Here is a 22,870-nt window from a genome sequence, read left to right on the forward strand (position 1 = left end):
AAATATTCTAAATCGATTCTGAGCGAATGGAAAAATATGCAGTAGTCGTAGCAGGTGGCTCCGGCCTGAGAATGGGTACGACTGTGCCCAAACAATTCCTGGAATTACGTGGTAAGCCTGTTATCTGGTACACCCTGACCGCATTTCTGGATTCGTTTCCGGACATGCAGATAATCCTGGTGCTGCCGGAACAACACCTTCAGACAGGTCAACAGATCCTTCGTTCAACGTACGATCCTGATCGAATCTGGATGACAGTTGGCGGGGAAACAAGATTTCATTCCGTACGGAACGGCCTGCAGCATATCCGGAAACATTCCATTGTTTTTGTGCATGATGGTGTGCGTTGCCTCCTGACGCCCGAGCTTATCCGACGCTGTTATGAAGGCGCAGTGGATAAAGGAAATGCGATTGCAGCTGTTGGTGCGACCGACTCCATTCGCATCGAAACATTTAACGGCAATGAACAGCTTGACAGGAATAAAATCCGGATCATCCAAACTCCCCAGACGTTTTACTCTGACATCGTAAAATCGGCATTTGAACAGGATTTTCATGAAAGCTTTACCGATGAGGCAAGTGTGGTTGAAAAACTGGGCGTTAAAATTCACCTGATCGAAGGGGAAAACAGCAATATTAAGATTACAAGGCCGCTTGACCTGCTTATAGCTGAGAAAGTACTGGAAGAAAGGGAAATGGGATTATAGGCCGTCACTTATTTTTTCATGAATCGCAGTAAAGCCGGCAACCTGTTATACTGAATAGCCGGGTAATGTTCTGTATGTGCCCCGAAGCTGCTGTAGAAAAAAGCGAGGTTCCGAATATCAGAGCCTTCAAAATCGAGCAGCAGGCGACGGCCTGCATGATCGGAAATAAACGCATCAATTAAAGCATGCGACGCACCTGATGTGCGTCCATCAGGATGATTGCCTACCAACAGGTAGTAAGCCCGTTGATGACTGAATACAAATCCACATGACGCCAGCAGGTCACCTGCACCGTTTCGAATCCCATAAGTTACAGCCTGCTTTTTTAAAGCCATCAGGTTAAATACTTCTTCAAACTGCGCATATGCACTGTCGTCGATTCCATTGTTTACATGAAATAACTTCGCAAGGCTGGTCACCTCTTTGATGGGAAACCCTTTGTCTACTGTATATTTCAGGTCATGGCACTTGCGTATATTCCTTTTGATGTTCTGCCTGTATTCCCCGGATAGCTTCCTGTAGTCGTCTGAAAGCGAAAGGACATAGTTCGTCCGGATCTTAACCTCGAATTTGCCGGATAGTACATGGTTGCCATGGTTAAGGGGAAAATCCCAGTACCTGAATTTTCGGGGAATGGCTGCAAGAAATTTTTCTGTGGCAGTCAACGAATCCATGCCCTTGCCGAAAATGCCAAGTGAAGCACAAAACGGCTGATAGGGCAGGTAATGAATCCCCCACTTCTTTTTCCAGGGCAGGGGCATCACTGCTGAATAGTCGTCGAGTACCAGCGCATCCCAGTTGTCACACATTCCGTCGAGATAAAAATGATACGCATACACAAGTCCGTTAGGAGAAGCGGTAATGCAATCATCCCATTTACGGGTATCAATATCTTTTCGCCTTAAATATGTTATACTGCCTGTTACCGACATGCCATGAAATTGTTACCTATTTGCCTTTACCGTGAAAGATTATCCTGATAGTATGAAACATGATTTTGAAATCTAGTGCCAGCGATATATTCTCGATATACAGCAGGTCATATTTCATTCTTTTCAGCATTTCATCAATATTCTCAGCGTAACCGAACTGTACCATTCCCCACGAAGTGAGACCGGGCTTTACCTTTAGCAGGTACCGGTAACAGGGTTCCCTTTCTACGATCTGGTCAATGTAAAACTTTCTTTCCGGCCGGGGACCTACAAGGCTCATTTCTCCCTTAAGGATATTCCATAATTGTGGCAGTTCATCGAGTCTCCATTTCCTCATGGTTTTGCCCCAGAGAGTTATCCTGTTGTCGAAGTGCGAGGAGAGGGCAGGTCCGTTAATTTCCGCATCGGCTATCATTGACCTGAATTTCAGGATCGTAAATTCTTTTCCCTTGTAACCGGTTCGACGCTGCCGGTAGAGGATCGGACCTGGCGACGATAAACGCACCCTGGCAGCCACATAAATGAGCACAGGGAAGAGGAGAATTCCAGATAAAAATGATACAGATATATCCAGCAGTCTCTTGATGTTTTGTTGCCAGTCCACCATAGGTGCTGTCTGAATATCAGTTAACAAAGGGCTGAATACATCGTCAGTTCTCAGGGAACCTGTAAGGATATTGATTGTGCTCGGCAGCATTTTGATCTCCACATCCTTTTCGCTCAGCCTGCTGATGAATTGGTCAGTTTCCTTTTGTTTCTCCGTGTCCAGGGCAAGCACAACCATGTGAACATTGTATTGGTCGATGATCTTTTCCAGGTCATCTGCAGTGCCGGCGAAAGGAATTTTCTTACTGAGGCCATTTGGTTGTGGCGCCACATAACCGCAATAATAGTATCCCGCGTTGCGCAATAGCCTGGCGGTTTCGTGATATACTTCTTTCGATTTGGCGCTTTCTCCGACCAGCAGGCTGTTGAACCGGACAGCGCCACACAACAGTTGCCTTTTTGCGCGTTTGAGTAACAGCATCCGGCCGACAAGCGTCAGACCTGTCTGCAATACTATGAAACACGCAAAGATGCTGTAGTAATAAGGCAGTGTTCTCCTGTCGTCGTTTAGTAGTATTACAAAAAATACAACCGTGCACCCGATCAGGCTGGCAACAATTGTATAAGTGAATTCTGTCAGCCTTGACTTTTTATACAGGGAGCCGTAGCTTCCCAGCAGGAGGTAAAACATTACCCACATGACAGGAAGAATGGCGAGTCCTGCAAGGAAGCCCTTATTCAGCACAAGCAACCCGTCAATAAAAAGCGGTAATCCCAGTAACGATGTCCGGATGAGGTAGAAGATAAACCAAACGACTGCCGCAGCCAGGTAATCGCTCAGTGCGTACCAGGCGGGATGGATTGGTTTAGCAGGTTTCATTTTATCAGGTATTGATCGTATTGTTACGGATCTTATGCAGAATCTGGTGAGCCACGTCCATCGCCCTGAGTCCGTCAACCTCTGAAACAACAACACGTGTATTGTTGACTATCGCATCCCGGAATTCCTCCAACTCGAGTTTAATGGCATTTACTTCAGGAATCAGCGGGTTTGCAACGGCGATCGTTTTCTTTCCTTTCGGCGTATCAATATCAAATTCAAACACGTTTTCGTCAGCATCGCCCTTCAACCTGATCACCTCGGTCTTTTTATTCAGGAAATCGATTCCTACGTAGGCGTCTTTCTGAAACAGCCTCATTTTACGCATCTTTTTCATAGAAATGCGGCTCGAGGTAAGGTTGGCTACGCAACCATTATTGAATTCGATCCGGACGTTTGCAATATCCGGCGTGTCTGTCATAACTGCAACACCGCTGGATGAAATATTCTTAACCTCGCTCTTTACCATGCTGAGGATGATATCGATGTCATGGATCATGAGATCGAGGATTACGCTCACTTCCGTACCCCGGGGGTTGAATTGGGCAAGACGGTGTACCTCGATGAACATTGGATTCAGGGTGAGGGACTGGGTTGCAAGGAACGCGGGATTGAATCGCTCCACATGTCCAACCTGCATTTTAATGTTCGATTCTTTTACCAGCTTTACCAGTTCCCGGGCTTCGTCCATAGTGTTTGCCAGGGGCTTTTCGACAAACACGTGTTTGCCATTGCGGATGGCCAGCTGGCACAGTTCGAAATGATAGTTGGTGGGCGCAACAATATCCGCCGCATCAATAAGCTTAATAAGTTCGGATGGATCGATAAATCGTGGAATGCCATACCTGGCGGTAACTTCTGCAGCGGTTTCATCACTGGGATCGTAAAACCCAACCAGTTCAACCCCCTTGATTTCCTTCCAGTTATTCAGGTGAAATTTTCCCAGGTGACCAACACCGAAAACGCCGATTTTCAACATATAAATCAGTTAATCGGTCAAAGATAATTAACCTGATTCTATCTTAACAAAGTTGAACGACTTGTATATGAGGGAGAAGCTGTGTAAATAAACAGGCAGCTGCCGTCTTTGATGGTATTGATAACCGGCATGGTGAGCTCGAGCGGAATGGCCGGACAACCCTGGCTTCTTCCAATATATCCCTGGCTGCTGATGTAAGATTCATTCACATAGTCTGCGCCATGCATTACAATCGCCCGACGCTGCGCATTGTCATTGATGCCTTTTTCAAGACCTGTGAGCCGGAGTGAATAGCCATTACTTCCGTTATAAGTTGTTGATGTAAGGTAAAAACCCGGACTGCTTTTGTAGGAAGACATCCTGTTTGAATAAGACAGAGCCTTATCCTTTCCGGTATTGCGGCCATGCGCAACATACGTATGGTACAACACGCGCCCGGCATCCAGATCGATCACATATAAACGTTTATTAATACTTGGCTGACTGAAATCTGCTATCGTAAGTATGTTCTCGCGGCTTATCCTGTTATGGCTGCGAAGTTTATTCCAGCCTTTGACAGCCTGGGCAAAAACACGTTGATCCATACCCAGGGAATCGAGATGAAGCATATTATACCAGGAACTTACCGCAGTTTCATCCGCAATCACCGAAAGTGGAGTAATGGCAATTGCTGCCACAGAAGCAGACACCTTATTGCTGTTCGGAAGGGCTGTTCCCGGAAAGGAAAATCCTGTAATGGTTTGAAACGTTGCCAATACAGCTACAATCCAGGTGAATTTTGCTTTGTAACTCATTTACGACAAGCTGGTTTAGCATTAGGAAATACTGAATTCGCTCCAAAGACGAAATTCCGGAAAGAACAGTTGGCAGAAAGGTAATAATAGGGTACGGATTCGCAGGGTCTTTCTGTCTATTGGATGCGCCTGATGCGCATAAACCCTGCCAGAGTAGGTTGGAAATCCAAATCAGGCATTAAAATATCTTCCTGAGTCCTCAACAATTCATCTTACTCAAAATAACAAATTTTTTGGTCTTTAAAAGTTAAAAACTGCCTGCAAGGCATAGGAGTTTGGCTTGTGGTCGTTTATGCCTTTCATATAGGAGAGAAGGACTTCAATGTTTTTGGTTTTGTTTCCTACTCCAAAACGAACGCCCGCATTAGCGGCGGGGCCATACGTGGTAACATTCTGTTTTTCATAGGAAATGTATTCATAACCCGCATCAATGACTGTTTCTTCCAATACAAAACTACCCGTATTTATTCCGAATCCACCGCCGATAAAAAAGCCGAAACGATCTTCGGTAATTTTTGAAGACCCGGCACCCCAGTTCATGTTCAGAATCAGCGGAGCATTCAATACATACCTGATGTCGCTCTGTTCACCATAATAACTTGAGTAGGAATATTCTCCTGCGAATCCTAAGGTCAGAGGCAAACCGATAGTAAGCGATGAACTTTCTGTTTCAGTCAATGTAAATCGAGGATTGTACATAAGTGTTCCAAATACCGCAGTTTCTGCAGTTTTCATTGTAGTAACGGAGAAGCCTGTACCTATACCATGTAAAAAAGTTTGTGCACCTGCAAATGCAGTGGTAAGTAACAGGGAAGCAGCCAGTAAGATCTTTTTCATAACGGATGGGGGTTAAGCGCGCAACATAATCAAAGTTTTTTAACGTCCCAAATGCCGGATTATTGTCGGGCCTTATCTTTGCGGGGCCAATGAAGAAACGTATTAAACGGACCTACCGGATAGCCAGGTATGTAGTGTATCGACAAACGATAGTGGAACCAATCGATCACCTGTGGACGTTCATAGGTGCATTTGTGGGAATAGGTGCCGTTGGCCTGATTCAGCACACCAATTTTGGCAGGGAGGATAATGTCTTCCTCATCGGTTCATTCGGGGCGTCGGCAGTACTGGTATTCGGGGCTACGAACAGCCCGCTTGCCCAGCCGCGTAACCTGGTGTTGGGGCATTTCGTTTCTGCAGTAATGGGAGTCATTATTCAGAAATTATTTCCCGGGATGCCCTGGTTGTCTGCATCACTTTCAGTTTCCCTCGCCATAGTATCCATGCAGATGACCAAATCAATGCATCCTCCCGGTGGCGCAACTGCCCTTATAGCCAATATCGGTTCGGAAAAGATAAAACAGCTTGGATTCGGTTATGTGTTCTTTCCGGTGTTAAGCGGAGTCCTGATATTGCTCCTCGTTGCACTTGCGGTCAACAATATTCCGAAGCACAGGAATTACCCATATAGAAAGTAAATCAGTTGAATTTTTTTTCCGGCAGTTCAATGGTAAAGGTCGCACCCTCATTCAGCCTGCCTTCGGCACTGATAAAACCATCATGCTGCTCCACAATCTTCTTGCAGATGGAGAGGCCGATTCCAGTACCGGTGTATTCATGATAGCTGTGAAGCCTTTTGAATACGCGGAAGATCTCATCCGAATAGGAAGCATCAAAACCGATCCCGTTATCCGTGATACTAATCTGGTGATAACGGACGGTGGGCACTTTGTTCCGGAAATTGCCGTTTGAATCGGGAGTGATCATCATTGAACTCACCTGGATGAGAGGCTCTTCTCTTTTATTGCTGAATTTTATTGCATTGCTGAGCAGATTAAGGAATAGTTGATGAATCAGCACTGGTATGCCCCAGATTTCCGGAAGGGGATTGATATTGATGACTGGCCTGGTTTTCTCTATTTCAAAATCCAGTTCGTGGAGCACATCACGCATGAGTACGTTGAGATCGATCCGTGAGAAATCGGCCGGCTGGGTGTTGTGCCGGGAGAAACGAAGTACATCCTCGATTAGCGTCTGCATTCGTTTCGAGGAATTCACAATCTTAGTCAGATAGGTATTGATCTCATCATCTTCAATCCTTTTGCTGAGTATCTTGTCGCTGAAGATCATGATCTTCCTCAGCGGCTCCTGCAAATCATGTGACGCTACATATGCATACCGGTCAAGATCTTCGTTCATGGCTTTCAGGTAGATGTTGTTTTCAAGCAGCTGCTCATTCAGTGATCTGACTTTTTCTTCTGAAACCTTACGATCATTGATCTCCTTCTGCAGATCATTATTGATCGCCAGTAACCTTCTTTCGTGCGATATGAGTGTTTGATTCTTCCGGTATAATTCTACAAACACATCAACCTTAGCCCTCAGCAGGTCGGGATTGATAGGCTTATAGATATAGTCCACCGCCCCGATGCGGTACCCCTTGAACACATGGTCTTCGCCATAGTTGTGGGCAGTGATGAAAATAATGGGAATGTCCTTCAGCTTTTCCCGTTCATATATCAGCGCAGCAGTTTCATAACCACTCATGTCGGGCATCTGTACATCCATAAGTATGAGCGAGAAGTCCTGCTCCTTCAGCAGGATCTTTAGCGCTGCACGTCCGGACGTAGCCTTAACTATGTTATAGTGACCCAGTTCCAGGATAGTTTCTATGGAGAAGAGGTTATCTTCCCTGTCATCTACTACCAGGATCTTGATTTCAGAGTTGTTCAAATCGGTCTCTTTGAAATGTTCCATCATCATTATTTGTACATCCATACACGCATCAGCGAAAGGAGCTGATCTATTTTCAGGGGTTTGGTAATATAGTCCGATGCGCCTGCTTCAATGCACTTTTCCCGGTCGCCCTTCATGGCCTTAGCCGTAACTGCTATAATCGGCATCAGGCTGTTTTTGTGTTCACGCCTGATTTTCTGGGTGGTCTCATAACCATCCATTTCAGGCATCATGATGTCCATTAAGACCATATCCACCTGGTTATTCTCACTGAGGATATTCATGGCCTCCCTGCCACTTTCCGCCGTAATGGTATTGATATTATAACGTTCAAACGTTGTGGTTAGTGCAAACAGGTTCCGGACATCGTCGTCAACCACAAGCACAGTCTTATTGGCAAGCACATCTTTTCTTGAACGGAATTCTTCTATAATCACTCTCTTTTCCGGAGTCAGGTCCTTATGCTTGATGTGAAGCATGCTCACAATTTCCTCAAGTAGCACATCAAGTGAGTTTACATCCTTCAACAATATCCTGTTCGCATAATGCTTCAACTTAGTCTTTTCCTTTGGGGTAAAGTCTTTTGCTGAGTAAATTATCAGTGGCGTCATGCTCAGCTTTTTGGTGGAATGTGCTTCCACCACAAATTCCATTCCCGCAATGTCAGGAAGCATGTAGTCCACTACTATGCAATCGTACGATTTCCTTCCAAGCATTTCAAGTGCTTCGCCTCCGGTGTTTGCAATTTCAATGTTGATGATATCATCATTTTTCAGAAACCCGGCAAGTTGCGCTGATTCTGTTTCATTATCTTCTACAATCAGAAGCTGTTTGATCCTCCGGTCTGAGAATTCCATGATGTCACCGAACAGAATGGACAGCGCCTCGGTTTTCATCGGCTTCATATGGAAGCTCCTGGCCCCGCGTTGCATCGCGAGTACCCTGTTCTCTTCACCTGAAATAAGGTGCACCGGGATATGCCGGAAGTTGATATCATTTTTGAACAGGTCCAGGATCCGCCAGCCGCTCGCATCCGGAAGTTTTACGTCAAGCGTCACGGCTACCGGGTTGTATTTGTTTGCCAGTTCGAAAACGTCAGAAAAATGTGTGGCCACTACAACTTTAAGGTCATTTTCGTGGGCCTTTTCCATCATGATCTTTGCAAAGCGTACGTCATCTTCTATCACCAGTATCACCTTGTCGGTGGCCGTAATATTGTTCCTGTCATCACCAACTTCATTGATGATCTCATTAAGAGCCTCGAGCTCTTTCTGGTCGGAAACTTTAATTGTGGGGACTGACTGAATGGTAACATCGTCGTCAACCATTTCAGCAAGCTTGTATTCACTGATCTGCCTTACAGCCGGCTTCTCCCTTCTAAGTATTGCCGTTGAAGTATCCATGGGAAGGAAGAGAGTGAAAGTGCTTCCAATACCCGCCTCACTTTCCAGTTCAATGGAGCCGCCTAGCAAATCCGCAAGACCGCGGCTGATCGACAGTCCAAGCCCGGTGCCACCATATTTCCGGCTTGTAGATCCTTCCGCTTGCTGGAAGGCTTCAAAAATTATGCTTTGTTTATCCTTTGAAATACCGATACCGGTGTCCTTAATTTCAAACGCCACAACGTTTTCGGCATTGTCAAGGTTGCTATTCTGCTGTTTCCAATTGTGTTTCGCCTCATAGATCCTGAAGCGAACTTCACCCTTTTCAGTAAACTTGAACGCATTCGACAGCAGGTTTTTCAGGATCTGGTTGAGGCGCTGCAGGTCAGTCTCAAACAGTTCCGGCAGGTTATCATCCTTTTCCATGGAGAACCGGAGGTTCTTACTTTCAGAAACGTGCTTGAATGTCGTTTCAACGAATGCTGCGATCTCATTGAAGGTGACATTTACGAAGTCGGTAGAAATATAACCGGATTCGATCTTCGACAGGTCGAGAATGTCATTGATGAGCTGAATGAGGTCATCGCCACAGCTGTGGATCGTCTTCGCATAGCGTACCTGCTTTTCACTCAGGTTTCCTTCGTGGTTTTCATAGAGCTGTTGTGCAAGTATTAGCAGTGAGTTCAACGGAGTACGCAACTCGTGCGACATGTTTGCCAAAAACTCTGATTTGTATTTGGAAGTAAGCTGTAACTGCTCGGCTTTTTCTTCAAGCGAAAGCCTTGCTTCCTCAACCTCCTTATTCTTACCTTCTACTTCATCTTTTTGCTTTACGAGCAGGTGTGCCTTATCCTGCAGCTCTTCGTTCGTTCTCCGAAGCTCGTCGGTGAGCGATTGTGACTGCTGAAGCAAATCTTCTGTACGTGAGTTGGCTTCGATCGTATTCAGTACAATCCCGATACTTTCAGTAAGCTGGCTGAGGAAGTCGAGATGCGTCTCGTTGAACGTGTCGAATGTGGCCAGCTCAATTACTGCCTTGATCTCTTTTTCGAACAATACAGGCAGAACGATCAGGCTCACAGGCGTAGCTTCACCAAGCCCCGAGCCGATTTTCGCGTATTCCTTCGGCACATTTGTTAGCAGGATTCTTTCCCTCTCAAGCGCTACCTGTCCCACAAGTCCCTCACCAAGCGAAAATTCCCTGGTAATGGAAACTTCGTTTTCAAATGCGTATGAAGCAAAGAGTTTCAGCTTCTTGTTTTGCAGGTTTTCATCCTGTTCGAGAATATAGAACATTCCTTTTTGGGCGTTCACCACCTGGGCAAGCTCTGAAAGGATCCGTCGTGTAACCGTCTTCAGGTCCTTCTGGCCCTGCAGCATCTGTGTGAATTTTGCCAGGTTCGACTTCAGCCAGTCCTGCTCCTGGTTACGGAGCGTGGTTTGTTTCAGGTTCGCAATCATCTGGTTGATAGTATCCTTCAATTCTTCCACTTCACCTTTCGCCTCCACGCGGATCATCTGGGTAAGGTCACCTTTTGTTACCGCCGAGGCAACCGCAGAGATTGCGCGCACCTGGGTCGTAAGGTTTTCTGCCAGCTGGTTCACGTTTTCTGTAAGGTTCTTCCAGATCCCGGATGCACCCGGTACACTTGCCTGTCCCCCGAGTCGTCCTTCCACACCCACTTCCCGGGCAACCGTGGTTACCTGGTCTGCAAATAGCGCAAGCGTATCGATCATTTCGTTTATCGTATCCGTTAGTTGGGCAACCTCTCCGCGTGATACGATGGAAAGTTTCTGTTTCAGGTTACCAGTTGCCACTGCGGTAACTACTTTTGCGATTCCACGCACCTGGTTGGTAAGGTTGGAGGCCATCATATTTACTGAGTCGGTAAGGTCCTTCCAGGTTCCCGCAACACCCTGTACTTCCGATTGTCCGCCAAGTTTACCTTCAGTTCCCACTTCACGCGCCACACGCGTTACTTCGAAGGCGAATGAGTTCAGCTGGTCCACCATCGTGTTGATGGTATTCTTAAGATCGAAGATCTCACCTTTTACATCGATTGTTACTTTCTTGGAAAGGTCACCTGATGCCACCGCCTTTGTCACTTCCGCAATGTTTCGCACCTGCGAGGTCAGGTTACCGGTCATTTGGTTAACAGAGTCGGTAAGGTCTTTCCAGATTCCCGCAACACCAGGAACGAATGCCTGTCCACCGAGCTTACCGTCCGTACCCACTTCCCGCGCTACACGGGTCACTTCCGATGCGAAGGCACGAAGCTGGTCCACCATCGTATTCAGCGTTTCTTTCAGCTGGAGGATCTCTCCGCGTACATCCACCGTGATCTTTCTCGACATGTCTCCTTTGGCCACCGCAACGGCTACGTCGGCAATATTCCGAACCTGGTCGGTAAGGTTGCCCGCCATCTGGTTAACTGAGTCGGTAAGGTCTTTCCAGGTTCCACCAACCCCGGGTACGTGCGCCTGCCCACCAAGCTTACCTTCCGTACCTACTTCCCGGGCAACACGTGTTACTTCCGACGCAAAGGCGCGCAGTTGTTCCACCATCGTGTTGATCGTATTCTTCAGCTCAAGGATCTCGCCTTTTACATCCACCTCGATCTTCCGCGAAAGGTCACCGTTCGCAACCGCTGTGGTTACTTCCGCGATGTTCCGCACCTGCGATGTAAGGTTGTAACCCATCTTGTTTACGGAGTCGGTAAGGTCTTTCCAGAGTCCTTCCACACCTGGTACATCAGCCTGGCCACCCAGCTTACCTTCTGATCCTACCTCACGGGCCACACGGAACACTTCTGATCCGAAAGAGTTGAGCTGGTCCACCATCGTGTTGATGGTGTTTTTCAACTCCAGGATTTCTCCTTTCACATCCACCGTGATCTTCCGGGAAAGGTCTCCTTTCGCCACTGCGGTTGTCACCTCGGCGATATTACGTACCTGGCCTGTCAGGTTGGAACCCATCTGGTTTACCGATTCTGTAAGGTCCTTCCAGGTTCCACCCACTCCCTGCACTTTTGCCTGTCCGCCAAGTTTTCCTTCCGTACCCACTTCAAGTGCCACACGGGTCACTTCCGATGCGAATGAGTTGAGCTGGTCCACCATCGTGTTGATGGTCTTCTTCAATTCAAGGATCTCACCCGCAACATCAACCGTAATTTTCTTGGACAGGTCACCATTGGCTACAGCAGTGGTGACTTCAGCGATGTTCCGCACCTGTGCTGTCAGGTTTGAACCCATCTGGTTCACCGAGTCGGTAAGGTCTTTCCAGGTACCACCTACACCCTGTACTTTGGCCTGGCCACCGAGTTTTCCCTCCGTACCCACTTCAAGTGCCACCCGGGTCACTTCGGAAGCGAAGGAGTTCAACTGGTCCACCATCGTATTGATCGTATTTTTCAGTTCAAGGATCTCACCCTGAACATCAACCGTAATTTTTTTAGACAGGTCACCATTGGCCACGGCAGTGGTTACGTCTGCGATGTTTCGTACCTGGGCAGTCAGGTTCGATGCCATCTGGTTTACCGATTCAGTAAGGTCTTTCCATACACCACCAACTCCCTTTACTGTCGCCTGTCCACCCAGTTTTCCTTCCGATCCCACCTCCCGGGCAACACGCGTCACTTCCGCAGAGAAGGAGTTCAGCTGGTCCACCATTGTATTGATCGTATTCTTCAATTCCAGGATTTCTCCTTTAACATCCACTGTGATCTTCCTGGACAAGTCACCCCGCGCAACCGCCGTTGTCACCTGGGCAATGTTCCGCACCTGGCCTGTCAGGTTCGAGGCCATCTGGTTTACTGAATCCGTAAGGTCTTTCCAGGTTCCTGCAACACCCTGCACCTCTGCCTGTCCGCCCAGTTTCCCCTCAGTACCTACTTCACGCGCCACACGCGTTACTTCACTTGAAAAGGAGTTGAGCTGGTCAACCATCGTGTTAATGGTGTTCTTAAGTTCAAGGATCTCACCCTGAACATCAACCGTAATTTTTTTGGAGAGGTCACCTTTCGCAACCGCGGTAGTCACTTCAGCGATATTCCGCACCTGCGCTGTCAGGTTACCGGCCATCTGGTTCACCGAATCTGTAAGGTCTTTCCATACCCCGGCAACACCCTTCACTTTCGCCTGGCCGCCAAGCTTTCCTTCTGAACCCACTTCACGCGCCACACGGGTAACTTCCATGGAAAACAGGTTAAGCTGTTTCACCATGTCATTCACTTCTTTGGCAATACGGGCAAATTCACCCTGCAACAGGTGATCACCGATCTGTAGCGGCATATCCTGCGAAAGATTTCCCTTCGCCACAGAACTGATTACATGTGCTATTTCAATAGTAGGATGTACAAGGTCGGAGATGAGTGCATTTATAGAATCGACTCCATCACTCCAGGAGCCACGGGCTGATCTTGGCAGCTCTACACGGTGGGCCAGCTTACCCTGGCGGCCGATCGTGTTCCGTGCAATGTTCAGCTCCTCCATGAGGATCTCATTGAGCGTAATGATTTCATTCACGGTGTCGCAGATCTTTCCGTCAACGCCAATCCTGTCGAACGGCATCCGGATGCGAAAATTTCCATTTTTTACTTCAGTGAGAACTTTCAACAAGTCGATTTCAATTCCGTCTTCGGGTAAAATTTTCCCCGATTCTGCTTTCGGTTTATGATTGGTGCGTGAACGTTTCTGCACAGTAGTGCTATCGGCCTGAGTAACGGGATTCTCAGCCGGAGCCTCATTAACGCTCTTTTTTCGGGTATTCATGTATAAGGGATGGGGTTTAAACCTTGGAATAAAAGCATATACCTTGCCAGTAATTGGCAAATTATTACCTTAGCGATTACCGTAAGTGAAACCGTCTATTGTGGAAACCAACCCTTTAATGCCCTTAATTAATACATCCAGATTTATATTGTTGGGTGAAGATGATGAAGATGACCAGGACTTCCTGAAAGAAGCCCTTCATTCCATTGACCACTCCTATCGTTTTAAAGCCGTCAGTAACGGAAGAAACCTGCTCAGCTTCCTGGAAGAGCTTGAAGACGGAAATTTGCCCGACCTGATCGTCCTGGATTATAATCTTCCGGTGCTTAACGGAGCGGAAATTCTGAAGATCCTTAAAGACCATGACAGATATCTCAGCATTCCTAAAATTGTATGGAGTACCTCGAAGTCACCGGTATTCAGGGCAGACTGCCTTTCTGTAGGTGCATCTGATTACATTGTCAAGCCTAATGATGTAGCCACTTTCGCTGAAGTGGCAAAATACATGATATCATTTTTCAAAAGTGAAAATTAAAAATCAACCGGAGCGCAAACTCCGGCTGATCTGTAGTCACTTTCTATGCTTCTTCGTCACTGCTGCCTTCCTGTTCTGCTTCCCAGTTGATATTATTTTCTGCTATTTCAGTCAAGCCTTCATCTGTTTCTTTTTCTTCCTGTAGAGTTTGGTCGATCAGATCGGCTGCATCATTAAGCCCCATTGTCATCGCAAGCTGCTTCAATCCGCCATAAGTGGCGATTTCATAGTGTTCGATCTTCTGCGCGGCCATGATAATGGCTGCATCTCTTGTCATACTTCCGTCTTCTGTTTCTTCCACGATCGATTCGCCTTCAGCGATCAATCCTTCCATTGCTTCGCATTTTTTTGCAGCTGGTTTCAATGCGAGAAGTTCAAATACCTGCTCAAGTCTTGAAACGTGTTTTTCAGTCTGAGTAGTATGTTCTTCAATGGCTGATTGAAGCTCCTCACTTGTTGCTGCTTTCTGCATTTTCGGAAGTGCTTTCAGTAACGCCTTTTCTGCCCAGTAGATATCTTTCAGCTGTTCAGTGAAAAATTCTTCAAGCTGACCATTACTGCTCTCCGGTTTTTTTTTGGAGGCGGCAGACTTTGAAGCCGACGCACTTTTCTGGCCTGTTGACTTTGTACCTGTTGTTTTAGTTGCCATAATATTCTTTTTCCAGAATTTTTACAAAGGATGTACCAGTGCGATCTCATCGCGCCCTACGCACGCGTTCTGTAAAGTTTCTTCCACAATTCCCCCATGCGGGTAAAGGAATGAGATTTTCGGGGCAAAGGACAGGCACATGGCATGTAACAGGAGTTATAGACCAGATAAATCATGATTGCCTATCACGCATCGCAAGAGCAGTTTGCGCCAGATCGGTTCCCCGCAATCGAAACCTGTTGATGCGTCGAGTGATGAGACAGGCGAGTGAACCGGTTATTCGCGGATGTCTGTAGTCTTGACCGTCTTTACATTTCCGAGGTCATCTTTAACAACAGTTGTGGTTACACGCCGATTCTTTCCGCCGCCTCTGCTAAACAGCAGGATCAGTACCAGGAGCACAACTCCACCTGTAATCCACATCCAATTGCGTTGGAAGAAATTGCCTACTTCCTGGCTGTCGATCTCTACTTTTTCCTGTGCACGAAGCGTAAGGTTAAAGGCAAACAAAGCCATTGATGAAATTATACCATATAGGATTGCCCTGTTCCATATTGTTTTCATACCTGATGTTTTCAATAACCGGCAAAAAAACAATACCAGCCCGCAGGAGTATAACCGGCTTCCGGTATACTTCGATATGGGGAAAAAAGGAAACAAACTAGTTACGCCCGCTTCCTGTAATTCAGGATAGCGAGTGTGTTCAGGACTATCGCAAATCCAGCTATTATGATCATTTTCTGGCGGACGTCACCGAAGTTGCTGCCCTTCAGTATCACCATTCTCATGACGTCAATCAGGTAACTAACCGGGTTGAACCTGACAATGACACGTGCCCAGTCGGGCATGCTGTCAACTGAAGTAAATAGTCCACCCATAAGGATAAACACCATCATGAAAAAGAACATAATAAACATTGCCTGTTGCTGGGTTTCGCAAAGTGTCGATACCAAAAGGCCCAGTCCAAGTACGGCAAGCAGGTAAACGGCTACAAAGGCAAACAGCAATGCTATATTGCCTTGCGGAACTATTCCGTAAACCAGCCAAGATACGCCAAGACCTATGATGAACACAATATTGCCCAGCACCCAGAAAGGGATGAGTTTTCCGAGGATGAAATGATGTTTATGGATCGGCGTAACATTTATCTGTTCAATGGTTCCAACTTCTTTTTCCTTTACAATGTTCAGGGCGGACAGGAAGCCTCCGATCATGGTTACGAGTATAGCAAGGATTCCGGGCACCATGTACATGTGGTAGTTCAAAAAGGGATTGAACCAGAACCGGGTTGGCGTTTCAACCTGTTCCACCCGGCTGAACCTGCCCGGCTGCATCAGCTGAACACGGATTTCACCATTGAAATTCCGGATAATGGCCGACAGGTAACTGCCGCCCAGGCTAGCCTTTGTGCCATTGATCGCATTCACAGCCACGAACAACGCAGACTTGTTTTCGCGGACCAGGGTGCTTTCAAAATGCGGTGGGATCTGCAGCACGATGTCAGCTTTTTCCTGTTCGATCAGCCTGAATGCTTCATTGTAATTGTTTTCAAAACCAGTTAGGCGGAAGTAGCCGGAAGAAGTGATCTTGGAGATGAGCTTCTGTGAATAGGGGCTGCGGTCTTCGTCAACAACGGCGAGGTTGATATTTTTGATTTCATAATCCGCCGCCAATGGTAAAATCAACAATTGAACTATCGGCATAACCATTACCATGGCGAGGATTGATTTGTTCCGGAAGATCTGCCGGAATTCTTTCTGTAACAGGAATCTGATAGTTCTCATGACAACCTGATTTTAAAGCTTTTCAAACTAACGACAAGCAGGAACAGCGTGATCAGGCAAAGGATCAGGCTTTCTTTCCAGATGCCGCCGAATCCCATTCCTTTGATCATGATCGATTTGACGATGATATAAAACCATTTTGCCGGTACCACGTTTGAAAAAATCTGCAATGCCACCGGCATATTTTCAATAGGAAACATGAAGCCGCTGAAAAGAATTGTCGGCAACAACATGCCCATGAGCGAAATGAGCATAGCAACCTGTTGAGAACTTGTTTTGACAGAGATAAAAATTCCCATAGTCAGGCAGGTGATTATGAACAGGATACTTTCTGCAAACAGGAGTATTATGCTTCCCTTAACCGGCAGGTCAAGAACAAACACACTGAGCAGCAGGATCGAAATAACATTGATCAGGGATAGCAACAAATAGGGGACAGCCTTGGAGACTATTACCAGCAGGGGTTTGAATGGGGATACCAGCAGGATCTCCATGGTGCCGGTTTCTTTTTCGCGGACTATAGACACTGCCGTCATCATTACACATACGAGCATAAGCACTAATGCCATTACTCCGGGTACGAAATTGTGAGCGCCCTGCAGCTGCGGATTATAAAGCATTCTTGTTTCGGTCGAAATGTTATACGGTGTTCCATTTAGTTCGTTATTGGCTGATTGAAAATCTTCGACTATCGCGCCCAGGTAATTGGTTAGGGTGGTCGCCGTATTAGGATCCGAAGCATCAGCGAGCAACTGCACACTGGCACTGTTTTCATGTTTAAGGCTTTCGTTGAATCCGACGGGAAATACCACAGCAACTTTTACAACACCCTCCTGGAAAGCCTTGTTGATCTCGTGCGGTGACAATATGGATCTTTGCACTTCAAAATATTGACTGGCTTCGATCTTGGTAATGAGTTGCTGTGAGGCAACATCTTTCGCATGATCTACGATCAGGATGCTGGTGTTCTTTACTTCGTTGGTAAGTGCGAATCCAAAGATCAGGATCTGCACCACCGGCATTCCAAACAGGATCAGCAGGGTTTTCCGGTCGCGGATCACATGCGCAAACTCTTTTCGTACAAAGGCCAGAAACTGTTTCATTTGAAATTGTTAGTCGCCGCGGCGTGCTTTCCTGGCGAGTTGATAAAAAACGTCATCCATGGATTCCGATCTGAACTGCCTTTTCAGGTTGCCTGGAGTATCCAGGGCTTCGATCTTTCCATCCACCATAATAGAGATGCGGTTGCAGTACTCGGCTTCATCCATATAGTGGGTTGTTACGAATATGGTAACTCCCCGGGCAGCTGCTTCGTAAATGAGATCCCAGAATTGCCGCCGTGTTACCGGGTCAACGCCTCCTGTGGGTTCATCAAGAAACACAATTTTAGGATCATGAAGCACCGCAACAGAGAAGGACAATTTCTGCTTCCATCCCAACGGCAAGGAAGCGACGAGCTTGCCTGTTTCGTCTTCCATTCCCAGGCGGTTGATCAAAGCATCGCATTTTTCCCGTATCTGCCTGTTGTTCAGCCCGTAGATTCCGCCAAAGAACCTGATGTTTTCAAGCACAGTCAGGTCCTCATACAACGAGAACTTCTGGCTCATGTAACCGATGTTCTTCTTAATATCTTCGGTTTGTTTATACACATCGAATCCTGCAATTGTAGCATCACCGGAACTGGGGAGTGACAATCCGCACAGCATTCGCATGGCAGTCGTTTTTCCTGCACCGTTAGCACCGAGAAATCCAAAGATCTCACCCTGGTTCACGCTGAACGTCAGGCTGTCTGTTGCAACAAAATCCCCAAATCTTTTCGTTAGCCTGTTGGTTGTAATTACCGGTGTCATACTCTTTTATTTTTGGGTGGCCAGCTGGATAAAGCGGTCTTCGATAGTAGGTTTGATCAGGTTGATTCTTGAATTGGTGATGCCCCGGCTGTCCAGGTATCCGATTATGTCGTCGGCAGACAGGTTTTTGTCTGTAAAGCTTGCATGCGCAAACTCCCCGAATGCATAATGGGATTTCGTTTTTTCAAATTGTGCAAGCGCATTCAGAATGGACGGCATTGATGCTTTCTCAGTGCTGATAGCAAAAAGTGGATCAGGGTAGGAGCCTGTAAGTGCTTCAGGTGTGTCAATTGTCATGATGCTGCCTGATTGCATCAGTGCAATCCGGTCACAGAGCGAGGCCTCATCCATATACGGGGTGGACACAAGGATAGTAATACCGCCCGATTTTAACCGCCCAAGCATCTCCCAGAATTCTTTTCGGCTTACCGGGTCTACACCTGTTGTGGGTTCATCAAGGAACAGGACCTCGGGTTTATGGATCAATGCGCAACAGAGTGCAAGCTTTTGTTTCATTCCCCCTGAAAGTTTTCCGGCTCTTCTTTTTTTGAAAGGTTCGATCTGGATGTAGATGTCGCGGATCAGGTGATAATTTTCTTCAATGCTGGTATCGAAGATGGTGGCAAAGAACGCCAGATTCTCTTCAATGGTAAGATCGGGGTACAATGAAAATCGTCCCGGCATGTAACCGACCCGCTGCCGGATCTCCCTGTACCCTGTTACCACATCAAATCCGGCCACCTTTGCAGTTCCACTATCCGCCAGCAATAAGGTCGTAAGTATCCGGAAAATGCTGGTCTTGCCCGCACCGTCCGGACCAATCAGTCCAAAGAGTTCGTTCTCATTTACGGTAAACGAAACGTCCTTAACTGCAGTTACCTGGCCATTGCCGTAAGTCTTGTTGAGGGAATTGACGATAATGGGTTGCATCGTTTAAAATTTTACTTCACTGTACATCCCGATCTTCAGGTAACCATCGTTCCTGACAGTTATCTTGACTGCATAAACAAGGTTCGCCCGTTCTTCTTTAGTCTGGATTGTCTTCGGAGTGAACTCAGCCTTATCGCTGATCCACGTTATTGTGCCGGGGTATTCCTTGTAATTTTTCCTGTCTGTATCGATCATTACATGCACATGCTGCCCGATTTTTACTGCCGGCAGCTGGCTGCCTGTGATGTATGCGCGTAGCGTAAGTACATTCAGGTCGGCGATCTTGTATAATGGTTTTCCGGTGGATGCGTATTCACCCGCGTATGCGTATTGCGTAAGAACAGTACCGCTTACAGGGTTGATCAGTGTACCTCTTTTTATCTGGTCTTCCACAATGGCTACATCCTTGCTTGCCGGTTCTTTCTCACTGAGAATTGTGCGGTTTTGTGTACTGATATCTGATTGGTACAATGCGATTTGCTGGTGGCTGACTGCAATTTCTTTGTTCAGTTGATCGATTGTTGCATTTACGTCGTCGAGTTCTTTCCGGGTTGCTGCATCCGCTTTCAACAGGTTCGTGATCCTTGTTTTTTCATGCAACTGCTGCTGTAGCCGCGACTCCTGTACATCAAGTTGCTTCCGTACAAGTTGTAACTGCGGCCGGGGATCGATAGTCCTTTCTGTAATGGCTTTCACGTTAGCTTCCCTCTGGGCCCGTTGCAATACAAGACCGGTTACATCAATCCCTCCAATCACCTGGCCCGCAGCCAGGCTATCACCTTCCATGATATTCAAAGCGAGGATCCGGCCCGATTGTTCAGCGGCGACAATCACTTCGGTTGCTTCGAATGCGCCTGTAGCATCAAAGCGGTTCTTGTCAGAGCAGGACGTTGCTGTTATTGCAAATGCTGCCAGGAGAAATATATTTTTCATGTTGACTTTGTTTTTGTTGGATCAGTTCCCTGAAGTTGTTTTCGAATTGTATTCTGCCAGCCGCAACTGAATAGCATGGAAGGAAACATTCTGTCGAGCCAATGCCTCGTTTGTCACTTCTTTGAGGTAGTCGTTCACCGAGATGACGCCGTTTTCCAGTTGTGCACTCGCGGCTTTTTTGATTGCCATACGAAGGGTGACAATCGCTTCATCACTTTTAAGCAACTGGCGAAGCCTGCTGATCTCAGCGGATTCCTGTTTCAGCTGTAACTCCGTATCCCAGATAAACGTTTCTTTCCGGCTAGCAATCGTTTCTTTATCCAGGTCAAGGAGTAGCTTATCCTTTTTGTAAGTGTACAGGCTTGAAACAGACCAGTTCAATCGCAGGCCGCCATAATAAAATCCTTTCCATTCGTTGAGCAGCATATTAAGGGCCGGGTTACCGATTCCCCCCTGCACGAAGAAAGAAAACTTCGGTTTCGTGTTGGTGCGCAGGATCTCCGACTGCATATCGATCATCCTGCTTCCGGCGTCAAAGGCTCTTATTTCAGGGCGGTTAATTTCCGCCACCGGAACTACGGGCGCCGGAGATTGCAATGCCGATTCCTGCGGTAAAGGTTTATTGATGAACATGGCCAGCATCTCAAGGTAAGCGCCGCGTATCGAAAGGATCTCTGTGTCACGCTGTTCGGCATGGAGAAGCTCTGCTTTAAGCTTATCCAGGCTGCTGTTGAAATCCGTGCCGTTGGCAATTGCCGCTTTTACCTTGTCCATTCCGCTGCGGATATCATTTTTGGTGATCCCATTCTGTTTCAGCTCTTCGTCTGCCAGCAGGATTCCAAAGTAAAGCCCGTTCACCCGTTCTCTCAGTTTATACAGCTCTACTTCGAGACTTTCCCTTTCGTAAACAGTCGTAGCTTCCTGCAAGTCTTTTTTCTGCCGGATCAACCTTAGGTCTGTAAGTGGCTGCGTCACTTCTGCATAAGCCTTGTACTGGTCCTTCGGGATCTCGGCGATATTGATGTTGGGCAGTTTCGCCGGGAATTCCGTCACCTCCGACTGGTAGGTGGCGTATCCGCCGACATACAGTTGTGGTAGTGCACCTTTCGAAATGTTCTCGATGTTATAGGCTCCGGCCTTAGCTATAAGGTCACGCTGCTTTACCAGTGGATAGTTTTTCACCGCAAGATGGTACGCTTCCTCAAGTGTAAGTGGCTGCGCGTCCGCTGTCAATAAGCACATCGAGCACAAGGCAGCCAGAAAATAGGCATAACACTTCATTATTAATCATTTGATTTAAACAAATAAATAACGGCAGGGCAAAAAAATTTACTTCGCTTTCAGGATAGCCTTGATCCAGGCAGGGATCAGTTTTTTTCTTTCCTGTACCAGGGTGTCGAATACTTTCGCATTATTGGGCAGCGCATCAAAAACGACCGGTTTCATGATGAACGGAAATACTGTCATGCCTAAAAGGGTGATCACGAAATGTAAGGGGTTCAGATCCGGTCTTTTTTCTTTCAGTTGTTTCACGAGGGCCGAATTCTGCAGAAGCGGACCAACGCGCAACTGTTCGCTGAAACGTTGGGGATTGGTCCTGATTTCACTAAGTACGAAAAGGGGGAGGTCAGGATTTTCACGCAGCAGGTCGATGTAGTTGACCACGATCGTTTCTACTTTTTTCTCAAGGGTTGTTTTCGGGTCGTCTATTACCGGTGCAAGCACATTGAAGAGCTTGAACATCTTTTCAGCCATAATGATCTCAAAAAGCTTTTCCTTGCTTCTGAAGTAATAATTGAGCAGGGCCAGGTTGATTCCAGCTTCCTCGGCAATGTCACGGGTCCGGGTCGCTGCATATCCCTTGCTGGTAAAAACTTTTCTCGCCGCTTCTTTGATCTTGTCTTCAGTCGATAGGTCTACCATCGAAGTCTTCTTACCCATATTGTTTCATTAAGGCACAACAAAGATAGGGGGATTTATTATGTTTTAAACAAAAAGTTTAATCAAATGATTAAACCTGTAGATAGCCCGTAAGTTTTCGATAAGTGAATAGGTAAATAAGTGAAAGAGTGAAGGGAAAAGATATGCATCAGTTGCCTGAAAGGCATTCTGCCAGGGGCTTGTCGGCCCACTTTCCTGAAGGATGAACAAAGTTGAGTGTATGCTGCCGGATGTTCACCAGGACGTTCCATACCTGTTCCAGCAGGCTGGATTTATCAATATGACCGTTCGGAGTCTTTTGTCCCTCTTCCGCAAGAATGGCGCCTGATTCATCCAGTAACTGGTGACCGATCATTTTGCCTTTAAGGTGCCCCTGGATGCTGAACACACAATTTCCCAGCATCAGGCCGATCAGGTGATAGGTTCCCGGCTCAAGTATCGCAAACTGGTAGAGGTATGCAACCGGCTTCCTCATTTTGTCGTACAGGCAGGTCATCATTCCTGTAAGTTAAAACTTCTTCAAAC

At 46.8% G+C, this 22,870-nt stretch carries 20 protein-coding genes; 3 read left to right on the top strand and 17 right to left on the bottom strand.

Going from position 1 to position 22,870, the window contains the following annotated elements; genetic code table 11:
* The first annotated feature begins 26 nt into the window (after positions 1-26).
* Entirely contained in the window at positions 27-707 is a 681-nt protein-coding gene (locus tag OI18_RS05445) for a 2-C-methyl-D-erythritol 4-phosphate cytidylyltransferase (RefSeq protein WP_039137843.1), read from the top strand.
* Between the two features lie 8 nt (positions 708-715).
* On the opposite strand, the gene OI18_RS05450 is transcribed toward OI18_RS05445, so the two are convergent.
* The 5 genes from OI18_RS05450 to OI18_RS05470 form a co-directional block, all read right to left on the bottom strand.
* Positions 716-1,639, bottom strand: coding sequence for a hypothetical protein (locus OI18_RS05450; RefSeq protein WP_039137845.1), 924 nt, complete (start codon positions 1,637-1,639; stop codon positions 716-718).
* A gap of 16 nt (positions 1,640-1,655) precedes the next feature.
* Positions 1,656-3,065, bottom strand: a complete 1,410-nt coding sequence (locus OI18_RS05455) for a sugar transferase (RefSeq protein WP_039137846.1) — start codon at positions 3,063-3,065, stop codon at positions 1,656-1,658.
* 4 nt (positions 3,066-3,069) lie between these two features.
* The gene (locus tag OI18_RS05460) at positions 3,070-4,044 is read right to left on the bottom strand and encodes a Gfo/Idh/MocA family protein (RefSeq protein ID WP_039137847.1); all 975 of its coding nucleotides are present in this window, start codon (positions 4,042-4,044) and stop codon (positions 3,070-3,072) included.
* A 38-nt stretch (positions 4,045-4,082) separates the two neighbouring features.
* Positions 4,083-4,838 (bottom strand): murein L,D-transpeptidase catalytic domain family protein, encoded by a 756-nt coding sequence (locus OI18_RS05465; RefSeq protein WP_039137848.1) that lies wholly within the window; start codon positions 4,836-4,838, stop codon positions 4,083-4,085.
* Between the two features lie 240 nt (positions 4,839-5,078).
* Positions 5,079-5,675, bottom strand: coding sequence for a hypothetical protein (locus tag OI18_RS05470; protein WP_039137849.1), 597 nt, complete (start codon positions 5,673-5,675; stop codon positions 5,079-5,081).
* A gap of 89 nt (positions 5,676-5,764) precedes the next feature.
* On the opposite strand from OI18_RS05470, the gene OI18_RS05475 reads away from it, so the two are divergent.
* Positions 5,765-6,313: an HPP family protein gene (locus tag OI18_RS05475; RefSeq protein ID WP_052272890.1), complete on the top strand. Its 549-nt coding sequence runs from the start codon at positions 5,765-5,767 to the stop codon at positions 6,311-6,313.
* A gap of 1 nt (position 6,314) precedes the next feature.
* On the opposite strand, the gene OI18_RS05480 is transcribed toward OI18_RS05475, so the two are convergent.
* Both OI18_RS05480 and OI18_RS05485 read right to left on the bottom strand, forming a co-directional pair.
* Positions 6,315-7,592, bottom strand: coding sequence for a sensor histidine kinase (locus tag OI18_RS05480; protein ID WP_072038962.1), 1,278 nt, complete (start codon positions 7,590-7,592; stop codon positions 6,315-6,317).
* A 5-nt stretch (positions 7,593-7,597) separates the two neighbouring features.
* Entirely contained in the window at positions 7,598-13,723 is a 6,126-nt protein-coding gene (locus OI18_RS05485) for a HAMP domain-containing protein (protein WP_039137850.1), read from the bottom strand.
* Positions 13,724-13,841: 118 nt separating this feature from the next.
* Between OI18_RS05485 and OI18_RS05490 the strand changes: the two genes are divergently transcribed.
* On the top strand, positions 13,842-14,258 hold the full coding sequence (locus tag OI18_RS05490; RefSeq protein ID WP_072038957.1) for a response regulator: 417 nt from the start codon (positions 13,842-13,844) through the stop codon (positions 14,256-14,258).
* A gap of 43 nt (positions 14,259-14,301) precedes the next feature.
* On the opposite strand, the gene OI18_RS05495 is transcribed toward OI18_RS05490, so the two are convergent.
* The 10 genes from OI18_RS05495 to OI18_RS05540 form a co-directional block, all read right to left on the bottom strand.
* The gene (locus tag OI18_RS05495) at positions 14,302-14,907 is read right to left on the bottom strand and encodes a YciE/YciF ferroxidase family protein (RefSeq protein WP_039137852.1); all 606 of its coding nucleotides are present in this window, start codon (positions 14,905-14,907) and stop codon (positions 14,302-14,304) included.
* A gap of 276 nt (positions 14,908-15,183) precedes the next feature.
* On the bottom strand, positions 15,184-15,471 hold the full coding sequence (locus OI18_RS05500; RefSeq protein ID WP_152616736.1) for a hypothetical protein: 288 nt from the start codon (positions 15,469-15,471) through the stop codon (positions 15,184-15,186).
* Positions 15,472-15,572: 101 nt separating this feature from the next.
* Positions 15,573-16,691, bottom strand: a complete 1,119-nt coding sequence (locus OI18_RS05505) for an ABC transporter permease (RefSeq protein WP_039137855.1) — start codon at positions 16,689-16,691, stop codon at positions 15,573-15,575.
* The gene (locus OI18_RS05510; protein WP_039137856.1) at positions 16,688-17,794 is read right to left on the bottom strand and encodes an ABC transporter permease; all 1,107 of its coding nucleotides are present in this window, start codon (positions 17,792-17,794) and stop codon (positions 16,688-16,690) included. Before OI18_RS05510 ends, OI18_RS05505 begins: the two co-directional genes overlap by 4 nt.
* Before the next feature lie 9 nt (positions 17,795-17,803).
* A complete protein-coding gene (locus tag OI18_RS05515; protein WP_039137857.1) occupies positions 17,804-18,541 on the bottom strand; it encodes an ABC transporter ATP-binding protein in 738 nt (245 codons plus the stop codon).
* 6 nt (positions 18,542-18,547) lie between these two features.
* Positions 18,548-19,471, bottom strand: coding sequence for an ABC transporter ATP-binding protein (locus OI18_RS05520; protein WP_039137859.1), 924 nt, complete (start codon positions 19,469-19,471; stop codon positions 18,548-18,550).
* A 3-nt stretch (positions 19,472-19,474) separates the two neighbouring features.
* On the bottom strand, positions 19,475-20,404 hold the full coding sequence (locus tag OI18_RS05525; RefSeq protein ID WP_039137860.1) for an HlyD family secretion protein: 930 nt from the start codon (positions 20,402-20,404) through the stop codon (positions 19,475-19,477).
* Positions 20,405-20,425: 21 nt separating this feature from the next.
* Positions 20,426-21,685 carry a TolC family protein gene (locus OI18_RS05530; protein ID WP_039137861.1) on the bottom strand — a complete coding sequence of 420 codons (1,260 nt, stop codon included), beginning with the start codon at positions 21,683-21,685 and terminating at the stop codon, positions 20,426-20,428.
* Positions 21,686-21,733: 48 nt separating this feature from the next.
* Positions 21,734-22,345, bottom strand: coding sequence for a TetR/AcrR family transcriptional regulator (locus OI18_RS05535; protein ID WP_039137863.1), 612 nt, complete (start codon positions 22,343-22,345; stop codon positions 21,734-21,736).
* 148 nt (positions 22,346-22,493) lie between these two features.
* Positions 22,494-22,844: a 4-fold beta flower protein gene (locus tag OI18_RS05540; RefSeq protein ID WP_152616737.1), complete on the bottom strand. Its 351-nt coding sequence runs from the start codon at positions 22,842-22,844 to the stop codon at positions 22,494-22,496.
* Positions 22,845-22,870: the final 26 nt, after the last annotated feature.

The sequence above is a fragment of the Flavihumibacter solisilvae genome, from assembly GCF_000814475.1.
In the GTDB taxonomy this organism is placed as follows: domain Bacteria; phylum Bacteroidota; class Bacteroidia; order Chitinophagales; family Chitinophagaceae; genus Flavihumibacter; species Flavihumibacter solisilvae.

Excerpts from the sequence above, each read along its gene's own strand:
- OI18_RS05450 (WP_039137845.1), bottom strand. The coding sequence starts at position 1,639 with ATGTCGGTAACAGGCAGTATAACATATTTAAGGCGAAAAGATATTGAT.
- OI18_RS05465 (WP_039137848.1), bottom strand. The coding sequence starts at position 4,838 with ATGAGTTACAAAGCAAAATTCACCTGGATTGTAGCTGTATTGGCAACG.
- OI18_RS05455 (WP_039137846.1), bottom strand. The coding sequence starts at position 3,065 with ATGAAACCTGCTAAACCAATCCATCCCGCCTGGTACGCACTGAGCGAT.
- OI18_RS05525 (WP_039137860.1), bottom strand. The coding sequence starts at position 20,404 with ATGAAAAATATATTTCTCCTGGCAGCATTTGCAATAACAGCAACGTCC.
- OI18_RS05475 (WP_052272890.1), top strand. The coding sequence starts at position 5,765 with ATGAAGAAACGTATTAAACGGACCTACCGGATAGCCAGGTATGTAGTG.
- OI18_RS05490 (WP_072038957.1), top strand. The coding sequence starts at position 13,842 with ATGCCCTTAATTAATACATCCAGATTTATATTGTTGGGTGAAGATGAT.
- OI18_RS05500 (WP_152616736.1), bottom strand. The coding sequence starts at position 15,471 with ATGAAAACAATATGGAACAGGGCAATCCTATATGGTATAATTTCATCA.
- OI18_RS05505 (WP_039137855.1), bottom strand. The coding sequence starts at position 16,691 with ATGAGAACTATCAGATTCCTGTTACAGAAAGAATTCCGGCAGATCTTC.
- OI18_RS05510 (WP_039137856.1), bottom strand. The coding sequence starts at position 17,794 with ATGAAACAGTTTCTGGCCTTTGTACGAAAAGAGTTTGCGCATGTGATC.
- OI18_RS05530 (WP_039137861.1), bottom strand. The coding sequence starts at position 21,685 with ATGAAGTGTTATGCCTATTTTCTGGCTGCCTTGTGCTCGATGTGCTTA.
- OI18_RS05540 (WP_152616737.1), bottom strand. The coding sequence starts at position 22,844 with ATGATGACCTGCCTGTACGACAAAATGAGGAAGCCGGTTGCATACCTC.
- OI18_RS05495 (WP_039137852.1), bottom strand. The coding sequence starts at position 14,907 with ATGGCAACTAAAACAACAGGTACAAAGTCAACAGGCCAGAAAAGTGCG.
- OI18_RS05485 (WP_039137850.1), bottom strand. The coding sequence starts at position 13,723 with ATGAATACCCGAAAAAAGAGCGTTAATGAGGCTCCGGCTGAGAATCCC.
- OI18_RS05515 (WP_039137857.1), bottom strand. The coding sequence starts at position 18,541 with ATGACACCGGTAATTACAACCAACAGGCTAACGAAAAGATTTGGGGAT.
- OI18_RS05470 (WP_039137849.1), bottom strand. The coding sequence starts at position 5,675 with ATGAAAAAGATCTTACTGGCTGCTTCCCTGTTACTTACCACTGCATTT.
- OI18_RS05520 (WP_039137859.1), bottom strand. The coding sequence starts at position 19,471 with ATGCAACCCATTATCGTCAATTCCCTCAACAAGACTTACGGCAATGGC.
- OI18_RS05535 (WP_039137863.1), bottom strand. The coding sequence starts at position 22,345 with ATGGGTAAGAAGACTTCGATGGTAGACCTATCGACTGAAGACAAGATC.
- OI18_RS05480 (WP_072038962.1), bottom strand. The coding sequence starts at position 7,592 with ATGGAACATTTCAAAGAGACCGATTTGAACAACTCTGAAATCAAGATC.
- OI18_RS05460 (WP_039137847.1), bottom strand. The coding sequence starts at position 4,044 with ATGTTGAAAATCGGCGTTTTCGGTGTTGGTCACCTGGGAAAATTTCAC.
- OI18_RS05445 (WP_039137843.1), top strand. The coding sequence starts at position 27 with ATGGAAAAATATGCAGTAGTCGTAGCAGGTGGCTCCGGCCTGAGAATG.